The 21,727-nt window shown below is 61.5% G+C and carries 24 protein-coding genes and 1 pseudogene; 16 read left to right on the top strand and 9 right to left on the bottom strand.

The annotated features are described in order from the left end of the window. Positions 1-206 precede the first annotated feature (206 nt). The 3 genes from IHQ72_RS25995 to lptF form a co-directional block, all read right to left on the bottom strand. Positions 207-2,495 carry an LPS-assembly protein LptD gene (locus IHQ72_RS25995; RefSeq protein ID WP_374120281.1) on the bottom strand — a complete coding sequence of 763 codons (2,289 nt, stop codon included), beginning with the start codon at positions 2,493-2,495 and terminating at the stop codon, positions 207-209. Positions 2,496-2,623: 128 nt separating this feature from the next. After that, positions 2,624-3,706 (bottom strand): LPS export ABC transporter permease LptG, encoded by a 1,083-nt coding sequence (gene lptG, locus IHQ72_RS25990; RefSeq protein WP_258118165.1) that lies wholly within the window; start codon positions 3,704-3,706, stop codon positions 2,624-2,626. Between the two features lie 16 nt (positions 3,707-3,722). Further along, a complete protein-coding gene (lptF, locus tag IHQ72_RS25985) occupies positions 3,723-4,925 on the bottom strand; it encodes an LPS export ABC transporter permease LptF (RefSeq protein ID WP_258118164.1) in 1,203 nt (400 codons plus the stop codon). A 145-nt stretch (positions 4,926-5,070) separates the two neighbouring features. Between lptF and IHQ72_RS25980 the strand changes: the two genes are divergently transcribed. From IHQ72_RS25980 to IHQ72_RS25965, 4 genes and pseudogenes are all read left to right on the top strand, one after another. Next, entirely contained in the window at positions 5,071-5,274 is a 204-nt protein-coding gene (locus IHQ72_RS25980; protein ID WP_258118162.1) for a hypothetical protein, read from the top strand. Continuing rightward, positions 5,253-5,390, top strand: a pseudogene (locus tag IHQ72_RS25975) (flavin-containing monooxygenase); the annotation flags it as partial. The gene IHQ72_RS25980 and the pseudogene IHQ72_RS25975, both read left to right, overlap by 22 nt. A 96-nt stretch (positions 5,391-5,486) precedes the next feature. After that, the gene (locus IHQ72_RS25970) at positions 5,487-6,998 is read left to right on the top strand and encodes a leucyl aminopeptidase (protein ID WP_258123934.1); all 1,512 of its coding nucleotides are present in this window, start codon (positions 5,487-5,489) and stop codon (positions 6,996-6,998) included. Between the two features lie 18 nt (positions 6,999-7,016). Continuing rightward, entirely contained in the window at positions 7,017-7,466 is a 450-nt protein-coding gene (locus IHQ72_RS25965) for a DNA polymerase III subunit chi (protein WP_258123933.1), read from the top strand. Positions 7,467-7,591: 125 nt separating this feature from the next. Here IHQ72_RS25965 and IHQ72_RS25960 read toward each other — a convergent pair whose 3' ends face one another. After that, positions 7,592-7,765: a hypothetical protein gene (locus IHQ72_RS25960; RefSeq protein ID WP_258118161.1), complete on the bottom strand. Its 174-nt coding sequence runs from the start codon at positions 7,763-7,765 to the stop codon at positions 7,592-7,594. Further along, positions 7,746-8,234: a MarR family winged helix-turn-helix transcriptional regulator gene (locus IHQ72_RS25955; protein ID WP_258118160.1), complete on the bottom strand. Its 489-nt coding sequence runs from the start codon at positions 8,232-8,234 to the stop codon at positions 7,746-7,748. Before IHQ72_RS25955 ends, IHQ72_RS25960 begins: the two co-directional genes overlap by 20 nt. Before the next feature lie 98 nt (positions 8,235-8,332). On the opposite strand from IHQ72_RS25955, the gene IHQ72_RS25950 reads away from it, so the two are divergent. Both IHQ72_RS25950 and IHQ72_RS37185 read left to right on the top strand, forming a co-directional pair. Beyond that, positions 8,333-8,701: an antibiotic biosynthesis monooxygenase family protein gene (locus IHQ72_RS25950; protein ID WP_258118158.1), complete on the top strand. Its 369-nt coding sequence runs from the start codon at positions 8,333-8,335 to the stop codon at positions 8,699-8,701. A gap of 276 nt (positions 8,702-8,977) precedes the next feature. Next, the gene (locus tag IHQ72_RS37185; RefSeq protein WP_374120409.1) at positions 8,978-9,223 is read left to right on the top strand and encodes an anthrone oxygenase family protein; all 246 of its coding nucleotides are present in this window, start codon (positions 8,978-8,980) and stop codon (positions 9,221-9,223) included. 166 nt (positions 9,224-9,389) lie between these two features. On the opposite strand, the gene IHQ72_RS25940 is transcribed toward IHQ72_RS37185, so the two are convergent. Together IHQ72_RS25940 and IHQ72_RS25935 are read right to left on the bottom strand one after the other, a co-directional pair. Further along, positions 9,390-10,112: a haloacid dehalogenase type II gene (locus tag IHQ72_RS25940; RefSeq protein ID WP_258118156.1), complete on the bottom strand. Its 723-nt coding sequence runs from the start codon at positions 10,110-10,112 to the stop codon at positions 9,390-9,392. A 194-nt stretch (positions 10,113-10,306) separates the two neighbouring features. Next, complete coding sequence (locus IHQ72_RS25935; RefSeq protein WP_258118155.1) at positions 10,307-10,792, bottom strand: RidA family protein; 486 nt, start codon at positions 10,790-10,792, stop codon at positions 10,307-10,309. A 189-nt stretch (positions 10,793-10,981) separates the two neighbouring features. Between IHQ72_RS25935 and IHQ72_RS25930 the strand changes: the two genes are divergently transcribed. From IHQ72_RS25930 to IHQ72_RS25885, 10 genes are all read left to right on the top strand, one after another. Beyond that, a complete protein-coding gene (locus IHQ72_RS25930; RefSeq protein WP_258118154.1) occupies positions 10,982-11,671 on the top strand; it encodes a TetR/AcrR family transcriptional regulator in 690 nt (229 codons plus the stop codon). A gap of 233 nt (positions 11,672-11,904) precedes the next feature. Then, positions 11,905-12,645, top strand: coding sequence for a FadR/GntR family transcriptional regulator (locus IHQ72_RS25925; RefSeq protein WP_095519601.1), 741 nt, complete (start codon positions 11,905-11,907; stop codon positions 12,643-12,645). Further along, positions 12,642-13,817 (top strand): PLP-dependent transferase, encoded by a 1,176-nt coding sequence (locus tag IHQ72_RS25920; protein WP_258118153.1) that lies wholly within the window; start codon positions 12,642-12,644, stop codon positions 13,815-13,817. The genes IHQ72_RS25925 and IHQ72_RS25920 overlap by 4 nt, the downstream gene beginning before the upstream one ends. Before the next feature lie 27 nt (positions 13,818-13,844). Next, positions 13,845-15,104, top strand: a complete 1,260-nt coding sequence (locus IHQ72_RS25915; RefSeq protein ID WP_258118152.1) for an ABC transporter substrate-binding protein — start codon at positions 13,845-13,847, stop codon at positions 15,102-15,104. A gap of 104 nt (positions 15,105-15,208) precedes the next feature. Further along, entirely contained in the window at positions 15,209-16,144 is a 936-nt protein-coding gene (locus tag IHQ72_RS25910; protein WP_258118151.1) for a carbohydrate ABC transporter permease, read from the top strand. Between the two features lie 19 nt (positions 16,145-16,163). Further along, complete coding sequence (locus tag IHQ72_RS25905) at positions 16,164-16,997, top strand: carbohydrate ABC transporter permease (protein WP_258118150.1); 834 nt, start codon at positions 16,164-16,166, stop codon at positions 16,995-16,997. Positions 16,998-17,007: 10 nt separating this feature from the next. Further along, entirely contained in the window at positions 17,008-18,108 is a 1,101-nt protein-coding gene (locus IHQ72_RS25900; RefSeq protein ID WP_258118149.1) for an ABC transporter ATP-binding protein, read from the top strand. Between the two features lie 265 nt (positions 18,109-18,373). Continuing rightward, a complete protein-coding gene (locus IHQ72_RS25895) occupies positions 18,374-18,994 on the top strand; it encodes a hypothetical protein (protein ID WP_258118148.1) in 621 nt (206 codons plus the stop codon). Positions 18,995-19,001: 7 nt separating this feature from the next. Beyond that, positions 19,002-19,847: a 23S rRNA (adenine(2030)-N(6))-methyltransferase RlmJ gene (locus IHQ72_RS25890; protein WP_258118147.1), complete on the top strand. Its 846-nt coding sequence runs from the start codon at positions 19,002-19,004 to the stop codon at positions 19,845-19,847. Positions 19,848-19,978: 131 nt separating this feature from the next. Continuing rightward, the gene (locus IHQ72_RS25885; RefSeq protein ID WP_258118146.1) at positions 19,979-20,431 is read left to right on the top strand and encodes a hypothetical protein; all 453 of its coding nucleotides are present in this window, start codon (positions 19,979-19,981) and stop codon (positions 20,429-20,431) included. Here IHQ72_RS25885 and IHQ72_RS25880 read toward each other — a convergent pair. Both IHQ72_RS25880 and IHQ72_RS25875 read right to left on the bottom strand, forming a co-directional pair. Further along, positions 20,401-20,739: a transcriptional regulator gene (locus IHQ72_RS25880; RefSeq protein ID WP_258118144.1), complete on the bottom strand. Its 339-nt coding sequence runs from the start codon at positions 20,737-20,739 to the stop codon at positions 20,401-20,403. The two genes, IHQ72_RS25885 and IHQ72_RS25880, sit on opposite strands and share 31 nt — an antisense overlap. 444 nt (positions 20,740-21,183) lie before the next feature. Further along, on the bottom strand, positions 21,184-21,726 hold the full coding sequence (locus IHQ72_RS25875) for a hypothetical protein (protein ID WP_258118142.1): 543 nt from the start codon (positions 21,724-21,726) through the stop codon (positions 21,184-21,186). Position 21,727 lies beyond the last annotated feature (1 nt).

Raw genomic sequence — 21,727 nt, 5'->3', positions numbered from 1 at the left:
CTCGGTTCCGGCCCAATTTTATCGCATTCTGAGGGAACTGGAACTCGTGCCTGCCCTATGCGGCGAAACGATGTCGTTGGCTGCGATGTGCATCCACTTTGACGCACGACGCACGCTCAAACAGTTTGAATTTTTCACTTTGACTTTTTCAGCCGATGCGTTGGCCGGCCGCCCGTTCCGCCCGTCTGTTATTAGCCAGGCGCCTGCTACTGCACAGTGTTGAAGGAGCTTTGTGTCGAGCCGAAATCGCCGAGCGTGCGGAACGACAGGTTGAAACCGATGTTCTGCGACACTTCCTTGGTGCTCAGGTCGCGGGATTCCGAGAATGTCATCAAGTAGGTGAAACATGAATCGCTATAGGCAAAGCCGACCCCGTCCTTGACCAGGACGCTTTGCTCGAGATCGTAGGTGCCGGTACCGAAGACACGCCAGTTCTCGGCAAGTTGCGCCGAGGCGCCGAGCGTGACCTCGTTACGATCGGTCGTAAAGCCATAGAGCGGCTGAGCCTGGATGAAGGCGTATTTGGCGCTGAACGAAATCGGCAGGCCGGAATAGGCTGCCTTCACCTCGGCGCGGCGAATCTCGAAGCTCTGCTCGTCGAAACGACCGCTGACTGAGCCGGAAAGCCCGCTGGGGCTATTGAAGCCGACAAGGCCGACATAATCGGAGGTCTCGGTCTCCAGGCCCGAATCGGCGCCGACGTTGACCAGGTCCGGCGCAGCGAAGGAGTTCTGGCCGTCAAGCTGGTAGGATTGGCCGAACAGCGCGTTGGTGCTCCAGCCATTGTCATAGGCGCCGGAATAGCGCAGCCCGATATTGGCGCGCGTGCCGCCTTCCAAGCGGTCGTAACCGGAGAACTTGTCACGCTCGAACAATGTCGTGGCATCAAAGACGAAGCTCTGCGCGTCCTCGTTGGGAACAGCGAGCCCGCCGACATATTGCTCGTTCGGACGCACGAACACCTGCGCCATCGGCTCGAAGATGTGGCTGGAACTGGTCGACGAGAACAGCACCGGCCAGCGCATTTCCAGCCCGGCGGTTGCCATGAAGCGGGCGAGCGACGATCGCATATCGTCGTCGACGCCGAGGTTGGACGCCATCTGATTGATGGCATTGAGCGATCCCGAAGAGGCGTTGACATAGCCGGCGTCGCCGCGCAGCGCCAGCAGGGGCGTCAGCAGCAGCCCGCCATCGGTGGTGAAGGTGCGCTTCCATTCCGCTCCAGCGGTCAGACGGCCCGACTGGCCGTCGATGCCGCGGACTCTGATGACGGACGCAGCGTTGTTCTGATCGGCAAGGACCGTATCCAGCCTGTCGCGGCTGATGGCCTGCGCGTTGACATTGAACGACAATTGCCCGCCGCCCACCGCCATGTCGGGGATGTAGGCGTAGTCGAGCGAGGGCAGCACCCAGGGCTGCTTGCCGGCGAGTGCGGTCGGATCGTCAGGGAGTGTCTCTTCCTGGACCTCGAAGCGCATGGCGCGCACGTCGAAATAGTTGCGGCCGTTGAGGCCGGTCAGGTAGATCGAGGAGCGATGCACGCTGTCGTTGAAGCCTTCGATGGCGTAAGTGCGCGAGAAGTTCTTGTCGGTCTGCAGCAGCACATCCCAGCCGAAGTCCCAGCGCGGATTGATAGCGAACTGGCCCTTGGTGCCCATCATGCCGCGGAACTCGTTCGGGTCGCCGGCCGCACCCGAATCGACATTGTGCCCTTCGTCATCGATGAACTCGTCGGGATCCTCTTGCCGGATGCCGGCGATCTTCAGGCTGTACTGGCCGTTGTTGAAGCGCTGGCGCCACTCGGCTTCGCCGAGAAAGCCCTGCTTGGTATAGCCGCTGCCGCTGACGGTAAGGTCGTAGGTTGGTGAGAGCGCGAAATAATAGGGGACTTTGACACCGATGCCGAGGTCGCTCTTATAAGCGATGCCGGGGATCAGGAAGCCGCTCTTGCGCTTGACGGTCGGGTCGGCAATCTCGAAGGCCGGCAGATAGGCGAGCGGAAAGCCGAAGAACTCGAAATTCGAATTCTCGAAGCGAACCGTCTTCTTTTCGCCGTTCCAGATGATCTTTCTGGCCTTGATGCGCCAGGTCGGCGCTTTGTCCGGCTGGTCCTCGCACGGCTCGCAGGCCGTGTAGACGCCGTTGTGGAACGTCGTCAGCACGCCGCCCATGCGCTCCGCGCTTTCGGCGGCGAAATAAGCCTTGTCGACGGTTTCGACACGCAGCGCGTTGACGAAGCCGTCGGCGAAATCGTCGGTGATGTCGACGTGCTGCGAATAGATCTTGGTGCCGTCGCTGTTGATGACCTCGACATTGCCGCTGGCGACGAGGCGTTTGGTGTTGCGATTGTATTCGACCCGCTGGGCGACGAGGCGGTTGCCGCCGTAATCGATCTGCACGCCGCCGACGGCCGTCACTGTCTGGTTGTCGTTGTCATAGACCAGCGTATCCGCCGCCAACAGCATTTGCGAGCCGGCGGGAACGTCGGCTGCCATGTCGCTGATATCCTGGGCAAAAGCCGGGATATTCGGGACGACGCAAGCGAGCAGGCATGCCAAGGCGCTCGCCCCATAGAGGCGCGCCAAACCGGCCTGCCTATGGATGCGTAAAACCGCCCCCCTCACTAGCCGTCTTCCTTGTACAGCAAGAAAGTCACCCCGAAGAACATAGCCACGACAACCGGAACCCATGCAGCCACGACTGTGGGTACGAATCCCGCCACGCCGAATGCCTTGACCAGCACTGTCACGACATAAAGCAGAAACCCGGCGAGGACGCCACCCAGAATCATCGTTGCGGATTGGCCCATCCTCGCAAATCGCATCGACACCGTTGCGGCGATCAGCGTCATGGCGACGAGAAGGAACGGCAGCGCCACCAGCGAATCGAACTGCATGGCAAAGGCATTTGCCTTGAGGCCGAAGGAGCGGGCAACCTCGATCTTGCCGGGCAGATCATAGAAAGGAATGGTTTCCGGGCGCGCCAGCCGCTCTTGCACGAATTCGGGCTTGAGATTGGTCAGCACCCGGTCGCTTGCCACCGACTGGATGTTGCCGTCCCGGAAAACCTTGACGTCCTGCAGTTCCCAGTAGCCGTCCCGCAAAAACGCGTGCGCCGCGCCCTTGCGTTCGACGATGTCGCCTTGCGGGTTGAGGACGAAGAAGACGGCGTCGGCCATCTCCAGGCCCTGATTGAGAATGGCGCGCGCGCCGATGATGGTATCGCCGGAACTGGTTTTCTGCCGGATCCAGGGCTCGGCGTCAGCCGAGACGGTGTTCGACTTGCCGGAGCGGAGCTGGGTTTCAATTTTTTCGGACCAGGAAAACGCATGCGCGGCGATCGGATTGATGACGCCGACCGACAACACGCCGAACAGCAGCGCCCCGATGCAGCACGGCAGCAGGAATTGCCATGCGGACACACCGGCCGAACGCGCGATCACCAGTTCATATCTGCGGTTGAGCGAGACCAGCGTTGCCATCGCCGAGAACAGGCCGACGAACGGCACCGTCTGCAGCATGATCATCGGCATTCGCAACCCTGAAATGGCGAACGCTGTGCCGTAGGTGAAACCCGGCAAGCCGGTCGTGCGGCCGGAAAGTTCGGTGAAGTCGATCAGGAACACAAGCGCCAGGAGGCCGATGAAGAACCAGATGGTGATCGTCACGTAGCGGAAGAAGAAGTATCTGCCCAGAGTCCAGCCCATTAGCGTATCCAGCCCATCAGCCGGCCCCTTGGCCAGAAGCGCCGCGCCTGGTGAAGCGGAGCTTCAGGGCGCTCCAGCCGTCACTGAAGCGGCCGGCGAAATTCGTCATCCAGTCGGCCCAGGCGACCGGCAGTTCCATGGTCCGGTTGGAGACGATGAACCATGTCGCGACCGCGGACGCCACGATCGGAACGCCGTAGACCATATAGCCGTATTGCGGAACGTTGTCGGCCTTGCCGGCGGCAAAGAAACCGAGCCAGCGCACGAAAAGCGCAATCGCGATCGACGTGATCAGCGGATGAATGCGCGCCTCGCGATGGGAGCGCGCGTCTCCCGCCACCGCAAGCGCGATCAGCGCGAAGACGAGTGAATAGGACCATTCGGAAAAACGCTGGTGGAGCTCGGCCAGGTACTTGTTCGGCCTTTTCTGGAATATCTTGTCGTTCGGACTGGGATTGAGCAGGTACTGGGTCGTCCGGTCCTTCGGCAAGAGCAATACGTCCGATGAGGCTGACATGAAGGCGGACAGGTCGAAGGCATAGGAGGTGAATCGGATGACCGAAAGATCGCCGGCAAGCGTTTCGCGATGAATGACGCCATCGTTCATCATCAGCACCTTCTCGTCGCCGTTTTCGATGATGGCGCCGGTCTTGGCATAGTAGACGAGGTTGGCGCCTTCTTCGCGCGAATCGGCGACGAAGATGCCGCCAAGGCGGTTGTCCGGAAGCCGCTCGCCAATCTGCAGGAACAGGCCGTCGTCGATCTTGCGGAAGGTGCCTTCCTGGATGATCAGCGACAACAGATCGGCACGCGACGACGCCACCAGTTCGCGGTTTTTTTGTCGTGCATAGGGATCGACGCCGTTGTCGACGGCAAACGAAAAGACGCTGGCCGCCAGCGCCAGGAGCATGATCGGCCTGACGATGGTCCAGCGCGAAGCGCCCGCGGCGTTCAAGACGGCAAGCTCAGAATCGGAATTCATCGCGCTCAGTGTCTGGGCGACCGCGACCACCAGGGCGAAAGGCACGACGATCGGGACGATCGACGGAATGATCAGCGCAGCGACCTCGAAGAAGGTCAGCGCCGACTGCCCGCTGTCGGTGACGAGGTCGATGCGGGCGAGCACCTGCGTCGTCCACACGATCGCCAGCGTCCAGATGAGCGCCGCCAGGAAGACCGCCAACGCACGACGCATGATGTAGCGTTCAACGACCTTCATGAAGGCTTTTCTCGATTTTGCCGAACGGCATCATGCCTCCAGACAAGGTAGTCGCCCGGCGACGACTGTACAACCGGTCCGTTGGCGGTTCGATCTGGTTCCCGTCCCACATCGATATTTCCGGTGGGCCGGAGTGTCGGCGGCAATGGATAAGAAAGGGCGAACATCAATGGTTAACAACACGTTGCGGCAGGAAAGCGGGGCCGTGCCGCGACGAATCGCCATCGATTCCATCCGCCATATGGGATCGGATTCCGGCAAAGTCTTGCCAAATGCCGGAAAACGACCAAATGTCGCGCCGGTCACGGTCCTGGCCGCCGTGGCCGCAACGGCGACGAGACGGACCTGAAATTGCCCGGCCTGTGGTTTACCGGCATGCGGCCAAGCATTCGCGGTTGCTTCGCCAATGCCCGAATTCAGGCCAACGCAATCACACAGCAGATCGTCAGGCAGGGCGATGATTGAAAATTGGGGTGGTGCTTCCGGTCGGAAACAGCCAAATATCTAGTTTCATCAAGGCACTCTCCCAAAACCCAACGCCGTTCCCGAAAGCAGGACATGATGACATCGAGACCTTCGATCGCCTTCGCCAAATTCGCAGCGCCCAAAAAGGGCAGTGTCTTCGTGCTGGCGGCCAACGATGGCGGTCTCGGCGACGCTGCAAAGGCTTGCGATCCGGCAAAGACCCTGGAGCGGGCGTTTCCGGTGGCGGACTTTTCCGGCAAATTCGCCGGCCTGGTCGAAGTGCTGGCGCCGGAGGGCACATCGCTCGACCGGCTGGTGGCGGTCGGCGCCGGCAAGGTCTCGGGGCTCGACGACCATGCCTGGCTCAAGCTTGGCGGCACCATCGCTGCGTCCTTGCGCAAGGCGACAGAGGTGGCCGTCGTGCTCGATCTGCCGGGTGCTGACGTCGGCGGCAGGCAAGCGGCACAACTTGCCGCGGGCATCCTTCTGCGCAGCTATGCCTTCGACAAGTACAAGACGAAAAAGGACAATGGCGACGGCCAGCGCGACGGCAACAAGGCCGAGCCCAAAAAGCCGGTCAAGGTGACGATCCACACCACCGATCCGGCGGCGGCGAAAAAGGCCTTCGCCGACGAGGCGGCAGTGATCGACGGGGTGCTCCTGGCGCGCGATCTAGTCAACGAACCGGCCAATATACTCGGGCCAGTGGAATTCGCCGCCCGCGTCAACGAACTGGAAGCGCTCGGCGTCACGGTCGAGATCCTGGTCGAGAAGGAGATGAAGAAGCTCGGCATGGGCGCGCTGCTCGGCGTCGCGCAAGGCTCGCCGCGTGGCGCCCGCCTGGCCGTCATGCGATGGAACGGCGGCAAGGCCAAGGACAGCCCGATTGCTTTCGTCGGCAAAGGCGTCACTTTCGACACCGGCGGCAATTCGATAAAGACGGCCTCCGGCATGGAGGATATGAAGGGCGACATGGGCGGCGCGGCGGCCGTGACCGGGCTGATGCACGCGCTGGCCGCCCGCAAGGCCAAGACCAACGTCGTCGGCGTCATCGGGCTGGTGGAAAATGCCGTTGACGGCCATGCGCAGCGCCCCGGCGACATCGTCACCTCGATGTCGGGCCAGACCATCGAGGTGCTCAACACCGACGCCGAAGGCCGTCTGGTTCTGGCCGATGCGCTGTGGTACTGCAACGATCGCTTCCAGCCGAAATTCATGGTCAATCTGGCGACGCTGACCGGCGCCACCATGGTCGCGCTCGGCCAGCATTATGCTGGCCTGTTCTCTAACAATGACGAATTGGCGAACAGGCTGACGAGCGCCGGGCAGGCGACGCAGGAACGTGTGTGGCGAATGCCGCTCGGCACCGAATACGACAAGCTGATCGATTCGAAAAATGCCGACATGAAGAACATCGGCGGCCGCTATGGCGGCGCCATCATCGCGGCGCAGTTCCTGCAGCGCTTCGTCAAGGATACGCCCTGGGCGCATCTCGACATCGCCGGCACCGCGATGGGCGCGCCGTCCAGCGAGATCAACCAGTCATGGGCCTCCGGCTTCGGCGTCAGGCTGCTCGACCGGCTGGTGCGCGACAACTACGAGGGGTGAGGCTTTCAAGGCGCGATGATGGCCGACGTCCTGTTCTATCACCTGACCGAATCGACGCTGGAGGATGCGCTGCCCGGCCTGCTCGAGCGTAGCGTCGATCGCGGTTGGCGCGCCGTGGTGCAGACCGGCACCGAGGAGCGGCGCGACGCGCTGGACCAGCATCTTTGGATCTTCAGGGACGATTCCTTCCTGGCGCATGCAACGGACCGTGAATCCCATTCGACCGAGCAGCCGATCCTTTTGACCACCGGCCAGGACAATCCGAACGAGGCGCAGATCCGCTTCCTGGTCGACGGCGCGGTGCCGCCGGAACTTGTCGGCTATGAACGCGCCGTGTTCCTGTTCGACGGCCACGATGCGGCCCAGGTCGAGGCGGCGCGCACGCACTGGAAGACGATGAAGGAAGCCGGCCACGCGGTCACCTACTGGCAGCAGACAACTGACCGGCGCTGGGAACGCAAGGCGTAAAGCTGCCGCGTTGGCTATCCCGACGCCGCTGGCAGCCATACCCAGAATGGCGACGTAGAAGGCGACATGTACCCAGCGTGCGATGCGCTCTTGCCACCCAGGCGATCCCTTGACCGGAAGCGGCTTCAGATCGAACCGCCTCCACCATACGACGCACGGAGGAAACCCGCCTTGGTGGCCGCATCCATGCCCCTCGCTGCCTGAAAGCCGGAGCCTAGCAGAGCCAGAATCAGTATGGCGCTCAGCCAGTGAATTGAGATCGCTATCGTGCCGTAGCGATCAGCTCTGCTCTTCAGCATTTTCTTCTCCTTCGAATTTCTTCCGCAGCGCCTTCATGACACGGCCGGCCGTTTCGAGGTCTTCGATGGGAAAACCCTCCGCAAGCGTGTTGACACGTGGGTCGTACAATCTGATCGCGGCGTCATAGGTCTGCTGTCCCTTGTCGGTCAGCACGACAAGGTGCGCGCGGCGGTGATGCGGATTGGGTTCGAACCTGACGAGCCCTTCCTTCGCCAAATCGTTGACGATGCGCTGCACGTTCTGGCGGTTGGCGCCGAGATCGCGTGCGAGCCACGCGACCGGCTGCGGGCGTTCGGCTGCGACAATGGCGCCGAGGATCTGCCAACGGGCGCTGGTCAGCCCAAGCGGAGCCACGAGCCGATCGCCCCACGTCAAAGTCAGGTTATTGACCCTGAACAGGCCGAGAATGAGATCGGTCAAGGCTTCACCCGCCGGGGTTCGGTTTGGGGTCTTCGTTGTTTCGTTCATTTGTCACCATAGGATGCTATTGACATTATGATGTCAATTAGATATGTGTGCATCATACCAGATCGACATCGTCAAACCAAAGTGAAAAGGAACCTATCATGTCTCTTATGCGCCCACTGGACCCTGCATTCCCGATCGAACGTCAGATCGCAATCGATGCTGCTTCCGTCGTGCTCGTGAACGTATTCACGCTTGACAAGGCGGACGAACAGACCTTTCTCCGAGCCTGGCAGGAAGATGCGCTGTTCATGAAACAGCAGCCGGGTTTCATCTCGACCCAGCTTCACCGCGCGGTCGGCGAAAGTCCTACTTATCTGAACTATGCCGTCTGGGGATCGACAGCAGACTTCCGGACTGCGTTCATGCATCCGGAGTTCAGGGCGAAACTCTCAGTCTATCCGGCTTCGGCGGTCGCTTCCCCGCACCTGTTTCAAAAAGTCGGCGTGGCGGGCGTCTGCGTCGCGTAGGCGTGGCGTCAGCAAGAACTCGAAGTCATCAAAATCGAAAAGAAAAGAAAGAAAGGCAGGAGTGATTCCGTTGCGACTCCTATTCAACATTCTCGCTATCTCGGGTTCGGCGATGTTCGCCGGCGTCATGCTGACGATCGGCGTAACGTTGGGCGGCTACTGGAAGAGCCTTCCGGCTGCCGAATTCCTCGACTGGTTTAGCCAGAACGACCGGTTCATCATAAGAACGATCCCCCTTGTCGTCGTTCCGACCCTCATCGGCCTGATCGGTTCGCTCTGGCTCGGCTGGAGCGAGGCGAGGGAGGAATACGTGCACTGTGGATCGGGGCGATCGCCTGTGTCGCTGCCGTTCTGGTTCTCACTATGGCCTGGTTCCTTCCGACCAACGCGCAATTCGCCACCAAGTCGATTCTCCTGGATCAGGTGCCCGCCCGGCTAGACACCTGGCTCATGGTCCACAACGTTCGAATCCTGCTCGCCACCGTCGCGTCGGTGCTCGGGATTCTGGCAGTCGCTCGGTGAAGGGCGGGACCGGCGCTGGGAACGCAAGGCGTAGTAAAGCCTCCCATCTTGGCTATCCGCAACCCGGATAGATCGCGGAGCAATTGGGTCGCGACGCCGAAGAGAGCATCGGACCCAAAGGTGGAAGAACCCTGAAGGGGGGTGGTTTGCTGATCGTTGGGACGCGCTACAATTGAAGCCGTTCAGCCAAGTCAATGAAGTCGCTGGCCACCAAATCCCAGGCCTGATCAGGATGCGAGTCCGTGGTCTGCGCTAACCCGTGCTCGGTCGGACGCGGGACAAAGGCTGTTCGCAATCCGCATAGCCGAGCCGCTGCTAGGTCGCCATTGTGGGCGGCCACAAGACAGATCTCAACTGGCTTCATTGCCAGGACGTCAGCGGTGCGAAGATAGGCTTCCGGCATCGGCTTGTACGCTCGCACGACTTCGGCGCCGAGGATGGCATCCCAAGGGATGCGACTACGCTTCGCCATGTTGAGCATGAGGGCGATGTTACCGTTCGAGAGCGGCGCGATGATATAGCGGGCCTTGAGCCGTGTGAGGCCGGCCACCGCGTCCGGCCATGGCTCCAATCGGTGCCATGCCCGGTTCAGTTCGTCCAGCTCCGACGCTGGCACCGAAGCCGGGTCGATCCCGAATTCTGGCAAAACAGCTTCCAGATTCTCCCGATGCAGCACGTCGAGCCGTGTAAAAGGCCGCCGGCCGCTGCGCACCTCCTCCATCGCTGGGGAGTAACGGCTGCGCCACGCATCCGCGAAAGCGGTAGGAATGGCGGATCCTGCTCCATGCCGCTTCAGGAACGGTTCAGCTTCGCGCGCCACGCCGCTGCGCCAATCGACGACAGTGCCGAATACGTCGAATACCAAGGCACGTACGCCATCCAATGCCATCACATTCGGCTCCTCGATCCCACACTAAATGACCGTCGCATTCGGGTGGCGAGCGCCCCTTGCGGCTGTCCCAAAAATCGTCCGCGAAACACCCATTTTTGCGAGGGAAATTTGCGACAGGCAAACCATTGACCGGATGGACAGGGTGAAACTATCGCGAAGCTCAGGATATGTGCGAAGGGCGACCGGCATCACTACTCCAGAATGACGACGGCCTCCACCTCGAAGAGCATGGGGTCAATTGCAAGCTTGGGAACGGGAATCAGGGTCTGCGCCGGCAGCGCCTCACCGAACATTTTCTTCACGTTCTTGGTCAACACCTCAAGCTTGGACATATCATGATCGACCACGAAGACCGTGAGCTTGGCGACCTGATTGGGCTTCGCACCGATCCCCTCAAGCGCGGTGCGCAGGTTCGCATATGCCTGTTTCACCTGGACAGCGAAGTCGGGCGACAAGGCTCCCGTGCTGTCCTGGCCGCCCTGCCCGGAGATATATGCCACCCGGGCTTCGCGAGGCGCGATCACCGCCGTGCTGTAGCCATTCGGCGACGGGTCGTAGAGGTTTTGTGGATTGACGATGGTCAGCTTGAGATCATTCTCATTTGCTGTCGTCGCAGTGGGAACTCCGATGGTCATGACGATTAGCCCTCCGATAAGATGCTTGATTGCGCGTGACATGATTTTCTCTTGGCTCTGCGAGCAACGTACCCTCGCGGCCGGCATGATTGAACTTTAACCGTATCGCCCATACGATGACTCGTGCGACGTACGAGTCATCGTATGGTACGCCGTACGAGTCAATCGTTCAAGATCGACATTCGCCGCTTTGCCGGTCAAAATCGACGTTCTGAACAGCGAGGGAGACGGATGGCTGCAAAACGCAGCGGCGCCCGGAGCAAACGAGGGATAAATGAGCGGCTCCAGCCCGTGCAGGAGCCGCGCAGTGAACCGCCGCTCTCTCGGGAACGCATCGTGGCGACCGCGGTAGAACTGCTGGACGCCCAGGGAGTCGACGGATTGACGATGCGTCGGCTGGCCGATCGCCTCGGTTCGGGCGTGATGAGCCTATATTGGCACGTCGACAACAAAGAGGATGTCTTTGATCTGGCGCTCGACTCGGTGCTCGAATATCGCGGACCGCCGCAAATAGTTGAGTCTCGAGACTGGCGCGGAGAAGTCGTTCATATGCTCGAAGACTGGCGCGCCAGCATGCTGCGCCATCCTTGGTCGGCATCGCTGTTGCCGCGCCGGGCGCTCGGCCCGAACATCCTCAGTCGCCTAGAACTGCTGAGCAAGGCCTTGTCCAGAGCCGGGGTTGCGGACGCAGATCTGAACGTCGTGATATGGTCGCTCTGGAACTATGTGATGGGCGCCACCATCACCCGGGCGAGCTTCGACCTCTCGGACGACGACAGGGCCGCCGCGCAGCAACGCCTTACACGTCTCAGCGAACGCTACCCTACGATCGAACGCTCTCGTCTGCTGTTGGATAACGATTGGGGTGGCACCTTTCGGAAAGGCCTCGGTTTCCTCCTCGATGGCCTCTCTCCAGGATGAGGCTGAACGGTAGCTTTTGGGCTCAAAGCGACTGTCGCAAAATCCCCGTTTAAACGACAGTTTTTGCATCTGATTTTTGCAACGTCGCAGAGGAAGCCTTTGCGGCAGGTTTAAGGTCTCCACAGCGGGTCGTGAGCCAAATGCAAACTGAGACACTGCCCACGGCACTTGACGAAAGGTCGGCCGCGCGCAAAACTGCTAAGATGTCAGACCAATTTTGGATGTAGGTACCCATGCGAGCGCGCGGCGAACTGCCCGGGGCACCTGCCACGCGTGTGGCAATCGCCACGCTCCCGCCGTTGGATCGCGGCAAGCAGGTCATGGAAGCGCTGGCCGACTATGTCGAGCGCGCTGCGCTGAAGAGCGGTGACCGGCTTCCGACCGAACGCGAATTGATGGCCGCGCTTTCCGTCGGGCGCTCGACGATACGCGAGGCGATGGGGCGTTTCGAAGCGCTCGGCGTCACCGAGACCCGCAAAGGCAGCGGTACCTATCTGCTCAAGCCGATATCCGCCGGCACGATCCATTTGCCGCTGTCGCTCGATACGGCAGAGCTGCGCGATGGTCTCTTGCACACCCTCGAGGTACGCCGCGGCATCGAGGCCGAGGCAAGCATGGTCGCGGCGCGGCGGAGGACTGTCGACGATCTGCGGACGATCGAGGAAAAACTCATCGAGATGGAGCGCGTCCATCTCGCCACCGGCACGTCGGGTCCGGAAGACCTGGCCTTTCACCTGGCCGTCTACGACGCCACGCACAACCCGCTTTTCCGGCAGCTCCTGGGGCAGATGCGCGAAGCGTTCGAGCGCTTTTGGGACCATCCTTTTGACCGGCAGGATTTCGCGCGGCGATCGTTCCCGTATCACCGCGAGCTGTTCGATGCGATCGTCGCCAGGAACGCGGAGCTGGCGCGGGGAAAAACGCTGAAGATCCTCGAGATCGTGGAAGAGGATATCGAGGAAATGTCGAAATGAACGGTCCCGATTTTTTCGACCAGGCATCGCTGATCGCCGCGCATGACGAGGGCAACGCCTTCGATGCCGTCGTGCCGCCGATCGTGCAGACCTCGCTCTTCACCTTCCCGAACTATGACGTGATGCTCGAGACGTACCGCGGCGAAAAGGTGCGGCCGACCTACACGCGCGGGCTGAACCCGACCGTGCGCATGTTCGAGGAAATGCTGGCAAAGCTGGAGGGCGCCGAGGACGCGATCGGTTTTGCAAGCGGCATGTCCGCCATCTCGTCGGCAGTGCTGAGCTTCGTCGAACCGGGCGACCGCATCGTCGCGGTCAGGCATATCTACCCGGACGCGTTCCGGCTGTTCGGGACGCTGCTCGCGCGCATGCGCATCGAGGTGACCTATGTCGACGGGCGCGACGAAGCCGCTGTCGCGAGCGCCCTGCCTGGCGCCAAGCTGTTCTATATGGAAAGCCCGACCAGCTGGGTCATGGAAGCCCATGACATCGGTGCGCTCGCTGCGCTGGCAAAGTCCCACGGCATTCCGACCATCATCGACAACAGCTGGGCCAGCCCGGTCTTCCAGCGGCCGCTGTCGCTCGGCGTCGATGTGGTGGTCCACTCCGCGTCCAAGTATCTGGGTGGCCACAGCGATGTCGTGGCCGGCGTGGTCGCGGGCTCGAAGGACTTGATCGGTCGCATCCGCGGCGAAGCCTATCCGTATCTCGGCGGCAAGCTGTCGCCATTCGACGCCTGGCTCTTGATCCGCGGCCTGCGCACACTGCCGATCCGCATGCGCGCGCATCAGGCCTCCGGCCTCGAAATCGCACGGCGCCTGCAGGATCATCCGATCGTCGAGAAAGTCTGCCATCCGGGGTTGGCCAACCAGCTTCCGGCGGGGCTCACCGGCACGTCGGGCCTGTTCTCATTTGTTTTCCGCGACGGCATCGACATCCGGACGTTTGCCGACCGCCTCAAGCTGTTCAAGCTGGGCGTGTCCTGGGGCGGCCACGAAAGCCTCATTGTGCCCGGCGAGGTCGTACTGCAGCAGAAAGCCCAACCCAATTCCGCGATGGCGTTCGGCGTCCATCCGCGGTCCGTGCGTCTCCATGTCGGCCTCGAGGGAACCGAGGCGCTGTGGAGTGACCTGGAAACGGCTATCACAGCCGCTTCCGAAGAAAAGACCTGAAGCAACCAGACAAGAAGGGAACGGAAAATGAAGAAGCTTCTTATCGCCGCATTCGCCACCGTACTGATGTCGGGTGCTGCACTCGCCGACACGACGCTGAAGCTCGTGGAAGTGATCACCAGCCCCGAGCGCACCGAAACCCTGAAATCGATCGTGTCCAAATTCGAGGCTGCCAACCCGGGCACGAAGGTCGAGGTGATCTCGCTGCCCTGGGGCGAGGCGTTCCAGAAATTCGCGACTATGGTCTCCGCCGGCGAAATCCCCGACGTCATGGAGATGCCGGATACCTGGCTGTCGCTCTATGCCAATAACGGCCTTCTCGAAAGCCTCGAACCCTATCTTGCCAAATGGGAGCACACCTCGGGCCTCACTGATCGCGCGCTCGAACTCGGCCGCGACGTGAACAACACCGCCTACATGCTGCCCTATGGCTTCTATCTCCGGGCGATGTTCTACAACAAGAAGCTGTTCCAGGAGGCTGGTGTCGCCGAGCCGCCCAAGACGATGGACGAGTTCGTGGCGGCGTCGGAAAAAGTATCCAAGCTTCCAGGCAAATATGGCTACTGCCTGCGCGGCGGGCCGGGCGGCCTCAACGGCTGGATCATGTTCGGCGCAACCATGGCCGGCTCCAACAAGTTCTTCAATGAAGACGGCACCTCGACGATGAACAGCGAAGGCTGGGTCAAGGGACTGACCTGGGTCGTCGACCTGTACAAGAAGGGATTGGCACCGAAGGACAGCGTCAACTGGGGTTTTAACGAAATCGTCGCCGGATTCTACACCGGCACCTGCGCAATGCTTGATCAGGATCCAGACGCGCTGATCGCAATCGCCGAGCGGATGAAGCCGGAAGACTACGGCGTCACGACCATGCCGAAGGGGCCGTCCGGCAAGACGTTCCCGACCATCGGCTATGCCGGTTGGTCGATGATGGCGGCCAGCCAGAACAAGGACCTCTCCTGGAAGCTGATCGAAACGCTCGAAGGGCCCGAGGGCAATATCGAGTGGAACAAGCGCACCGGTGCGCTGCCGGTCCACAAGTCGGCCGAAAAGGATCCCTTCTACGCAAGCGAGCAGTTCAAGGGCTGGTTCGCCGAACTCGAGGACAAGGATGCGGTGCCGACGGTCATGCCGACCTATCTCGAGGAGTTCGCCTTCTTCAAGGACTCGATGGTCATCAAGACCAGTCAACAGGCATTGCTCGGCGACATCACGCCCGAGGAAATGGCCAACCAGTGGGCCGACTATCTGACCAAGGCGCAGCAGAAGTACCTGGCCAAGAAATAAACGGCGGACCTAGAGCATCGGAGCCGCCAATCGCCGGGTGGCTCCGATAGGTCTCGTCCATGGTCGATTGGAAGGATGGCCAGTTGGAACGAAAGCGTTAGCTGATGGTTTTTGACGCCACCGCCGGGTTCCCGGAATCGCGCCGCCGGTCGCTGGTCGACCGGATCACGCGCCACGCCGAGCCATATCTTTACACCGCCCCGGCGCTGATTCTGATCGTCACCATCATGCTGGCGCCGCTGGTGCTAGGCCTGTCCTACGCCTTCCGTGACGTGCACTTGCTCAATCCCTTCTCTGGCGGGTATGTCGGGCTTGATCATTTTCGCACCCTTTATGACGACGATAATTTTTATCGGGCGCTGCGCAACACGCTGTGGTGGACCGGCGCGTCCGTCTTCCTGCAGTTCGTGTTCGGACTGGTCCTGGCGCTGTTGCTCGACCGGCCGTTTGCCGGCCGCGCCATAGCGCAGGCGCTGGTGTTCCTGCCCTGGGCGGTGCCGACTTTTCTCACTGGGCTCAACTGGGCGTGGCTGTTCAACCCCGTCATCGGACCGCTGCCGCATTGGCTTTATGCGCTCGGCCTCATGAGCGAGCCGGCCAACATCCTTTCCAATCCTCAGCTCGCCATGTGGGGACCGATCATCGCCAACGTCTGGTGGGGCATTCCCTTCTTCGCCATCACGCTGCTGGCCGCGCTCCAGGCCATCCCGCGCGACCTCTACGAGGCGGCGGCGATCGACGGCGCCGGCGCGATCAGGCGGTTCACGTCGATCACGTTGCCATTCCTTGCGCCGACCATTGCGATCACCGTGCTGTTGCGCACTGTCTGGATCTCGAACTTCGCCGACCTGATCATCGTCATGACCAGCGGCGGGCCGGCCGACCGCACGCAGATCGTCGCGAGCTACATCTTCACGCAGGCCTTCAGAGCCCTTGATTTCGGCTATGCCTCGGCCATTGCGCTGGTGCTGCTCGTCCTGCTGCTCGCCTACTCGATGCTGATCGTCATGCTCCGGCAAGTCCTGATGGATCGGTCGTGATGGGTCGGGGGATGACCAGATGAACAGGTATTTGACCTTCGGCACCGCGCTGCACCGCCTGGCGATCCTCTGCTATGTGGTCTTTGCGCTGTTCCCGCTGTTCTGGCTGTTGAAAGTATCGGTGACGCCGAACGACCTGCTCTATTCGGAGGGCGTGCGGATGTGGCCGTCGCGGATGAGCTTTGAACATTTCCGCTTCGTGCTTGCCCACAGTGCATTCCCGGTCTTCTTCAGGAACAGCATGATCGTTGCCGGCGCGACGGCCGTGATCGTGACGCTGCTCGCGTCCCTCTCCGGCTATGCGTTGTCGCGTTTCACCTTCCGCGGCAAATACTGGCTGGTCGCGCTGATGCTGCTCACCCAGATGTTTCCATTGGTGATGCTGGTCGCGCCGATCTTCAAGATGCTCTCGCCGCTCGGGCTGACCAACAGCCTGACCGGGCTGGTGGTCGTCTACACCGCCTTCAACATCCCCTTCGCGACGTTCCTGATGCAGTCGTTTTTCGACGGCATTCCCAAGGAGTTGGAGGAGGCGGCCAAGATCGATGGCGCCACGCAGTTCATGGCGTTTCGCCAGATCGTCCTGCCGCTGACGCTGCCCGGCATTGCCGCGACGCTGGGTTTTGTATTCACCGCCGCATGGAGCGAACTGCTGTTCGCGCTGATGCTGATTTCGGGCAACAGTGCCGCCACGTTTCCGGTCGGTCTGCTCACCTTCGTATCGAAGTTTTCGGTCGATTTCGGGCAGATGATGGCGGCCGGCGTGCTGGCGCTGATCCCGGCCTGCCTCTTCTTCCTGTTCATCCAGCGCTATCTGGTCCAGGGCCTGACGGCCGGCGCGGTCAAGGGCTGAGTGAGGTTTCATGGCATCGATCGACATCCGCAATGTCCGCAAGAATTTCGGCATCGTCTCCGTGCTGCACGGCGTCGACTTGTCGATAAAGAACGGCGAGTTCGTGGTGTTGGTGGGGCCGTCCGGCTGCGGCAAGAGCACGCTGCTGCGCATGATCGCCGGCCTTGAGGAGGTGACCGAAGGTGAGATCCGGATCGACGGCATGCGCGTCAATGAGCGGGCACCCAAGGACCGCGACATCGCCATGGTGTTCCAGTCCTACGCGCTCTACCCACACATGAACGTCGCCGAGAACATGAGTTATGGCTTGCGGATCCGTAAGGCCGCCCGCGAGAAGATCACGGCCGCTGTCAGCAATGCGGCCCGGAAGCTTGAGCTGCAGCCGCTGCTTGCGCGGCGGCCGAAGGCATTGTCGGGCGGTCAGCGCCAGCGCGTGGCGATGGGCCGCGCGATCGTGCGACAGCCCAAGGCATTCCTGTTCGACGAGCCGCTGTCCAATCTCGACGCGCGCTTGCGCGAGCAGATGCGGGCAGAGATCAAGAAGCTGCACCGCGATCTCGGCGCGACCTCGATCTATGTCACCCACGACCAGATCGAGGCGATGACCTTGGCCGACCGGATCGTCGCCATGCATGAGGGCGTGGTGCAGCAGGTCGGCAGCCCGCTGGAGCTTTACGACCGCCCGGCCAACCTGTTCGTTGCCGGCTTCATCGGATCGCCGGCCATGAATTTTCTGTCGGCCCGCTACGAGGTCAGCGGAGAGACGGCCGGCGCACGACTGCCAGATGGAACGCTGATTGCGCTATCGTCAGCCTATCAACTCGAGGAAGGCGCGGCGGTAACGCTCGGCATCCGGCCGGAGCATGTCGAGATGTCGCCGGGCTCGGAGGGCAGCCTGAGGGCGACGGTCGACCTGATCGAGCCGACCGGCTTCGGCATCATCCTGCATCTTGGCCTGCATGGGCTGCCATTCAACGTCTTCACGCTCGACCGGGCCGCGCTGACGGCCGGCCCGACGGTGACGGTGGCGTTCCCGCCGCAACATCTGCATTTGTTCGATGAGACTGAAAAGCGCGCATTGGAATCGGGCCTCCAGAAGGGGAAGGGCTGATCCTCCTTATCGGGCGCTCAGATCATTCGGATTCTCCCAAAACCGGTTCCCACCTTTGGGTCCGATGCTATTGTCTATCTTGGCACCGCCGAATTCGATACGACATTCGATCTCGGCCTCGACATGGCTCTGGGACGAGATGGAAACGCGCGCCCGCGGGGCGCTAGACCATGATCCCGAACCGAAAGGTCAGCGAAGCAAAAAGTGGGAACCGGTTTTCGGATAAGATCATGGTCAAACAACAAGGGCCAAGGTAGTCGAGCGCATGCGCTTTCTGTTTCTTCTGATCCTGCTCGCCGGCACCGGCATCGGCGTCGTCTATCCCTGGGCGATGACCAATTTCTCCGGCCGTGAGATCGGCACCTGGCGGGTCTACGAACAAGGCCGGTTCAAGCCGGTGACGGTGCCGCTGACCGGCCGCGACGCGCCGGTGCGGGTGCTGGTCGACCTCACCGCCAGGGCCGAACGCATTGTCGTCTCGCAACAGCGCACCGTGCTGACGCTGACCGCCGCCACCGGCGGCAGGACGGTGCTCGCCTCGACGCTGCAGTTCACCCATTCGGAAAATCCGCGCCAGTTCAGTCCGCAACTGCCCGACAAGATCTTTCGCGATGAGGCAGGCCTGATCCCGACGGTCAGCCCCGGCCCGTACTTCTTCACCGTTGGCCCCGGCGACGCCGAGGGCATCGAGATGCGGGCGGTGGACCTCGTGCTGCGCTCCGGCGTCGGCGAGATCGACAGCCGGGCGCGGCCGGTCGGCTTCTCGCTGATGGCGGCCGGCCTGATCGGGTTGCTGCTGGCGTTGCGTTTCGGCGGCCGGCGGCCGCAAAATCCGAATTCGCAGCCGCCACCGCCGCGCTGGGGCAGGGGCGGGTCGTCGAATTGAGTATCGCATGAACTACCGCCACGCCTATCACGCCGGAAACTTCGCCGATGTCGTCAAGCATGTCGTGCTGAGCCGGCTCGTCGAATATTTGAAACAGAAGGACAAGGCGTTTCGCGTCATCGATACCCATGCCGGGATCGGCCGCTACGACCTGTCGTCGACTGAAGCGCAAAAGACCGGCGAATGGCAAGGCGGCATCGGCCGGCTGGTCGGCGCCGAGATCGGCGCCCCCGCGGCAGCACTACTGGCGCCTTATCTGGAAGCTGTCCGTTCGCTCAATCCCGAAGGCGGCGTGAAAAAATATCCGGGCTCGCCGCTGATCGCGCGTCATCTCATGCGCAAGCAGGACCGGCTGTCGGCGATCGAATTGCATCGCCAGGATGCCGCGAAACTGAGGGCGCTATTCCAAGGCGATTTCCAGACCCGGGTGATCGAGCTCGACGGTTGGCTGGCGCTCGGCGCGCATCTGCCGCCCAAGGAAAAGCGCGGCCTCGTGCTGGTCGATCCGCCCTTCGAGGAAGAGGGCGAGTTCGACCGCCTCGTTGACGGGCTTCGGAAAGCCCACAAGCGCTGGCCCGGCGGCATCTATGCTTTGTGGTATCCGGTCAAAGACCGCAAGGCGGTCGCCGCCTTCCGGAAGGCGCTGGTGCAGTCAGGCGTCCCGAAGCTGCTCGACATCGGCTTCGAGATCAGGCCGCCATCGGCCGAGCCCAGCCTCGACGGCAGCGGCATGGTGGTGGTCAACCCGTCGTTCACGCTGGAAGGCGAATTGCGCACGCTGCTGCCGGCCCTGCACACATTGCTTGTCGTTGAAAAACCAGCGCACTGGACGCTGGAATGGCTGGCGGCGTAGGGCGGCAGAGATATTCGCGCGCCTGTCCTGGCTGAAGGCGATTTCGAACTAGGAAACCATTGTCTCTACAACCGCTTGACCGCGCGCAAGCGAATCCGCACAGTGCGCGCAATCGACCATAAGAGGCTGCCATGACTCGCTTCGCCCAATCCGCCCTTGCCGCACTGATCGCCCTTTGCACGCCGCTCGGCACGTCCCTCGCTGTCACCCAGGCAGCAAAGGCGGCCGACCTTGCCGTCTACGTCGACGAAGATAGCGGCGTTTGCGGTGAGGCTTGGGTGCTGAACAAGATCACCAGCCGCTTCTCCTACCAGGTGCACCACGTGCCGAATCTGCCCGATGTCGAGATCACCCATTTCCAGGGGATCCATCAGCACCGTTATCTGCCGGCCAACGAAACCTGGCCGATCGGCCGCCGTTATTGCGGCGCCACCGTCAGCCTGTCCGACGGCCACGCCCGCACCATCTGGTATCTGATCGAGGAAGGGCAGGGCTTTGCCTCGATCGGCGACAATGTCGAATTCTGCGTCTCGGGCTTCGACCGCTGGATGGTCTACAACGGCCGCTGCCGCGTCCTGCGCTGATCGCGTTTACCTGGCTGCTCCGCCTCATCGAGGATGGTGCGAAGGAAGGCGGCGTGACCGCGAAAGGCGCGCCGTCCGATTGAGGTCGCCTTGACCCGCGTTTGCGGCCGGCGTCCGACAAACAGCTTTTCGACATCGACATATCCCGCCTTGGCAAGCGTATCGATATGCGCGCCGAGATTGCCGTCGGTCGCATCGACGATGGCCTTCAATCGGGCGAATTCCAGCGCTTTGCGCCTTTCCAGAGAATTCAGCGTGGCCATGATCCTGAGACGCACGCTCTGGTGGATGATTTCGTCGGCAGCCATCATCGGGCCTGCTGTGGTGTCCGGCGTTCAGTCTCACTGATCTGGGACAGCGCCGCTTGATCTTGCGCGAATGACATGCGCTTCTCCCGCATACTGCAGAATACTCTGCTGAATAGAGTAATCTGTCAACCTTAGCAAAAATTGCCCTCTCGAACGCAGGCAAGGTCCTGGCGCGAGCGGGCCGCGTTTTGCTTTTGTAGCTTGTGTAGATCGTCCGGTTGCACAAGACGATGAGATCGTTGAAGCAGCCCATCATGGTGTTGCCGGTCGATGATCAACGAGCAAAACGCTTGCTAACCTTCAGCGCTTCGTAGCGAGATTGGTCCGGCAAAGCGCGCAGAATGTCTGTAGCAAACCGTCGGCAAAGATCGAAGAGCAGCAGCGGCATTTTGCGAAATCAGCACGAGCGTGTGTCGCCGGTAACCAAAACTTAAACTGAAAAAATCATGCTGATGCTTCGCTGGCTAGACAAGCGCGAGTCAGATATGCATTACGCGCCGGGTCATTAACGGCCGTCGGCACAACTAAGGGGCATGATATGGCTAAACAGTCATCCAAAGCGCCGGCATCCAAGTCACCGGCAAAGAAGGCACCGGCAAAGAAAGCACCAGTAAAAGCGGTGGCGGCAAAGGCCGCAGCCGCTGTGAAGAAAGCAGCACCTGCTGCCAAGCCGAAGGCCGCCGCAGCCAAGGCAAAAGCAGCGCCGGCCAAGAAGCCGGCCGCGAAAGCCGCGGCAAAACCGGCAGTGAAGAAAGCAGCACCAGCCAAGGCCAAGGCAGCACCTGCCAAGAAGCCGGCTGCAAAAGCCCCGGCGAAGCCGGCAACGAAGAAAGCAGCACCTGCCAAGACTGCGCCGATAAAGAAGGCTGCACCGGCCAAGAAGGCTGCGCCGGCAAAGAAAGCGGCTGCAGCGAAGTCTTCGGTAGCGGTGAAGAAAGCAGCGCCGGCGGCCAAGCCGAAGGCAGTGCCCGCGAAGGCGAAGGCCAAG

It is taken from the genome of Mesorhizobium onobrychidis, from assembly GCF_024707545.1.
Lineage (GTDB): Bacteria > Pseudomonadota > Alphaproteobacteria > Rhizobiales > Rhizobiaceae > Mesorhizobium > Mesorhizobium onobrychidis.
The sequence above is the reverse complement of the archived record's forward strand: the minus strand, read 5'-3'. Positions and strand labels throughout refer to the sequence as shown.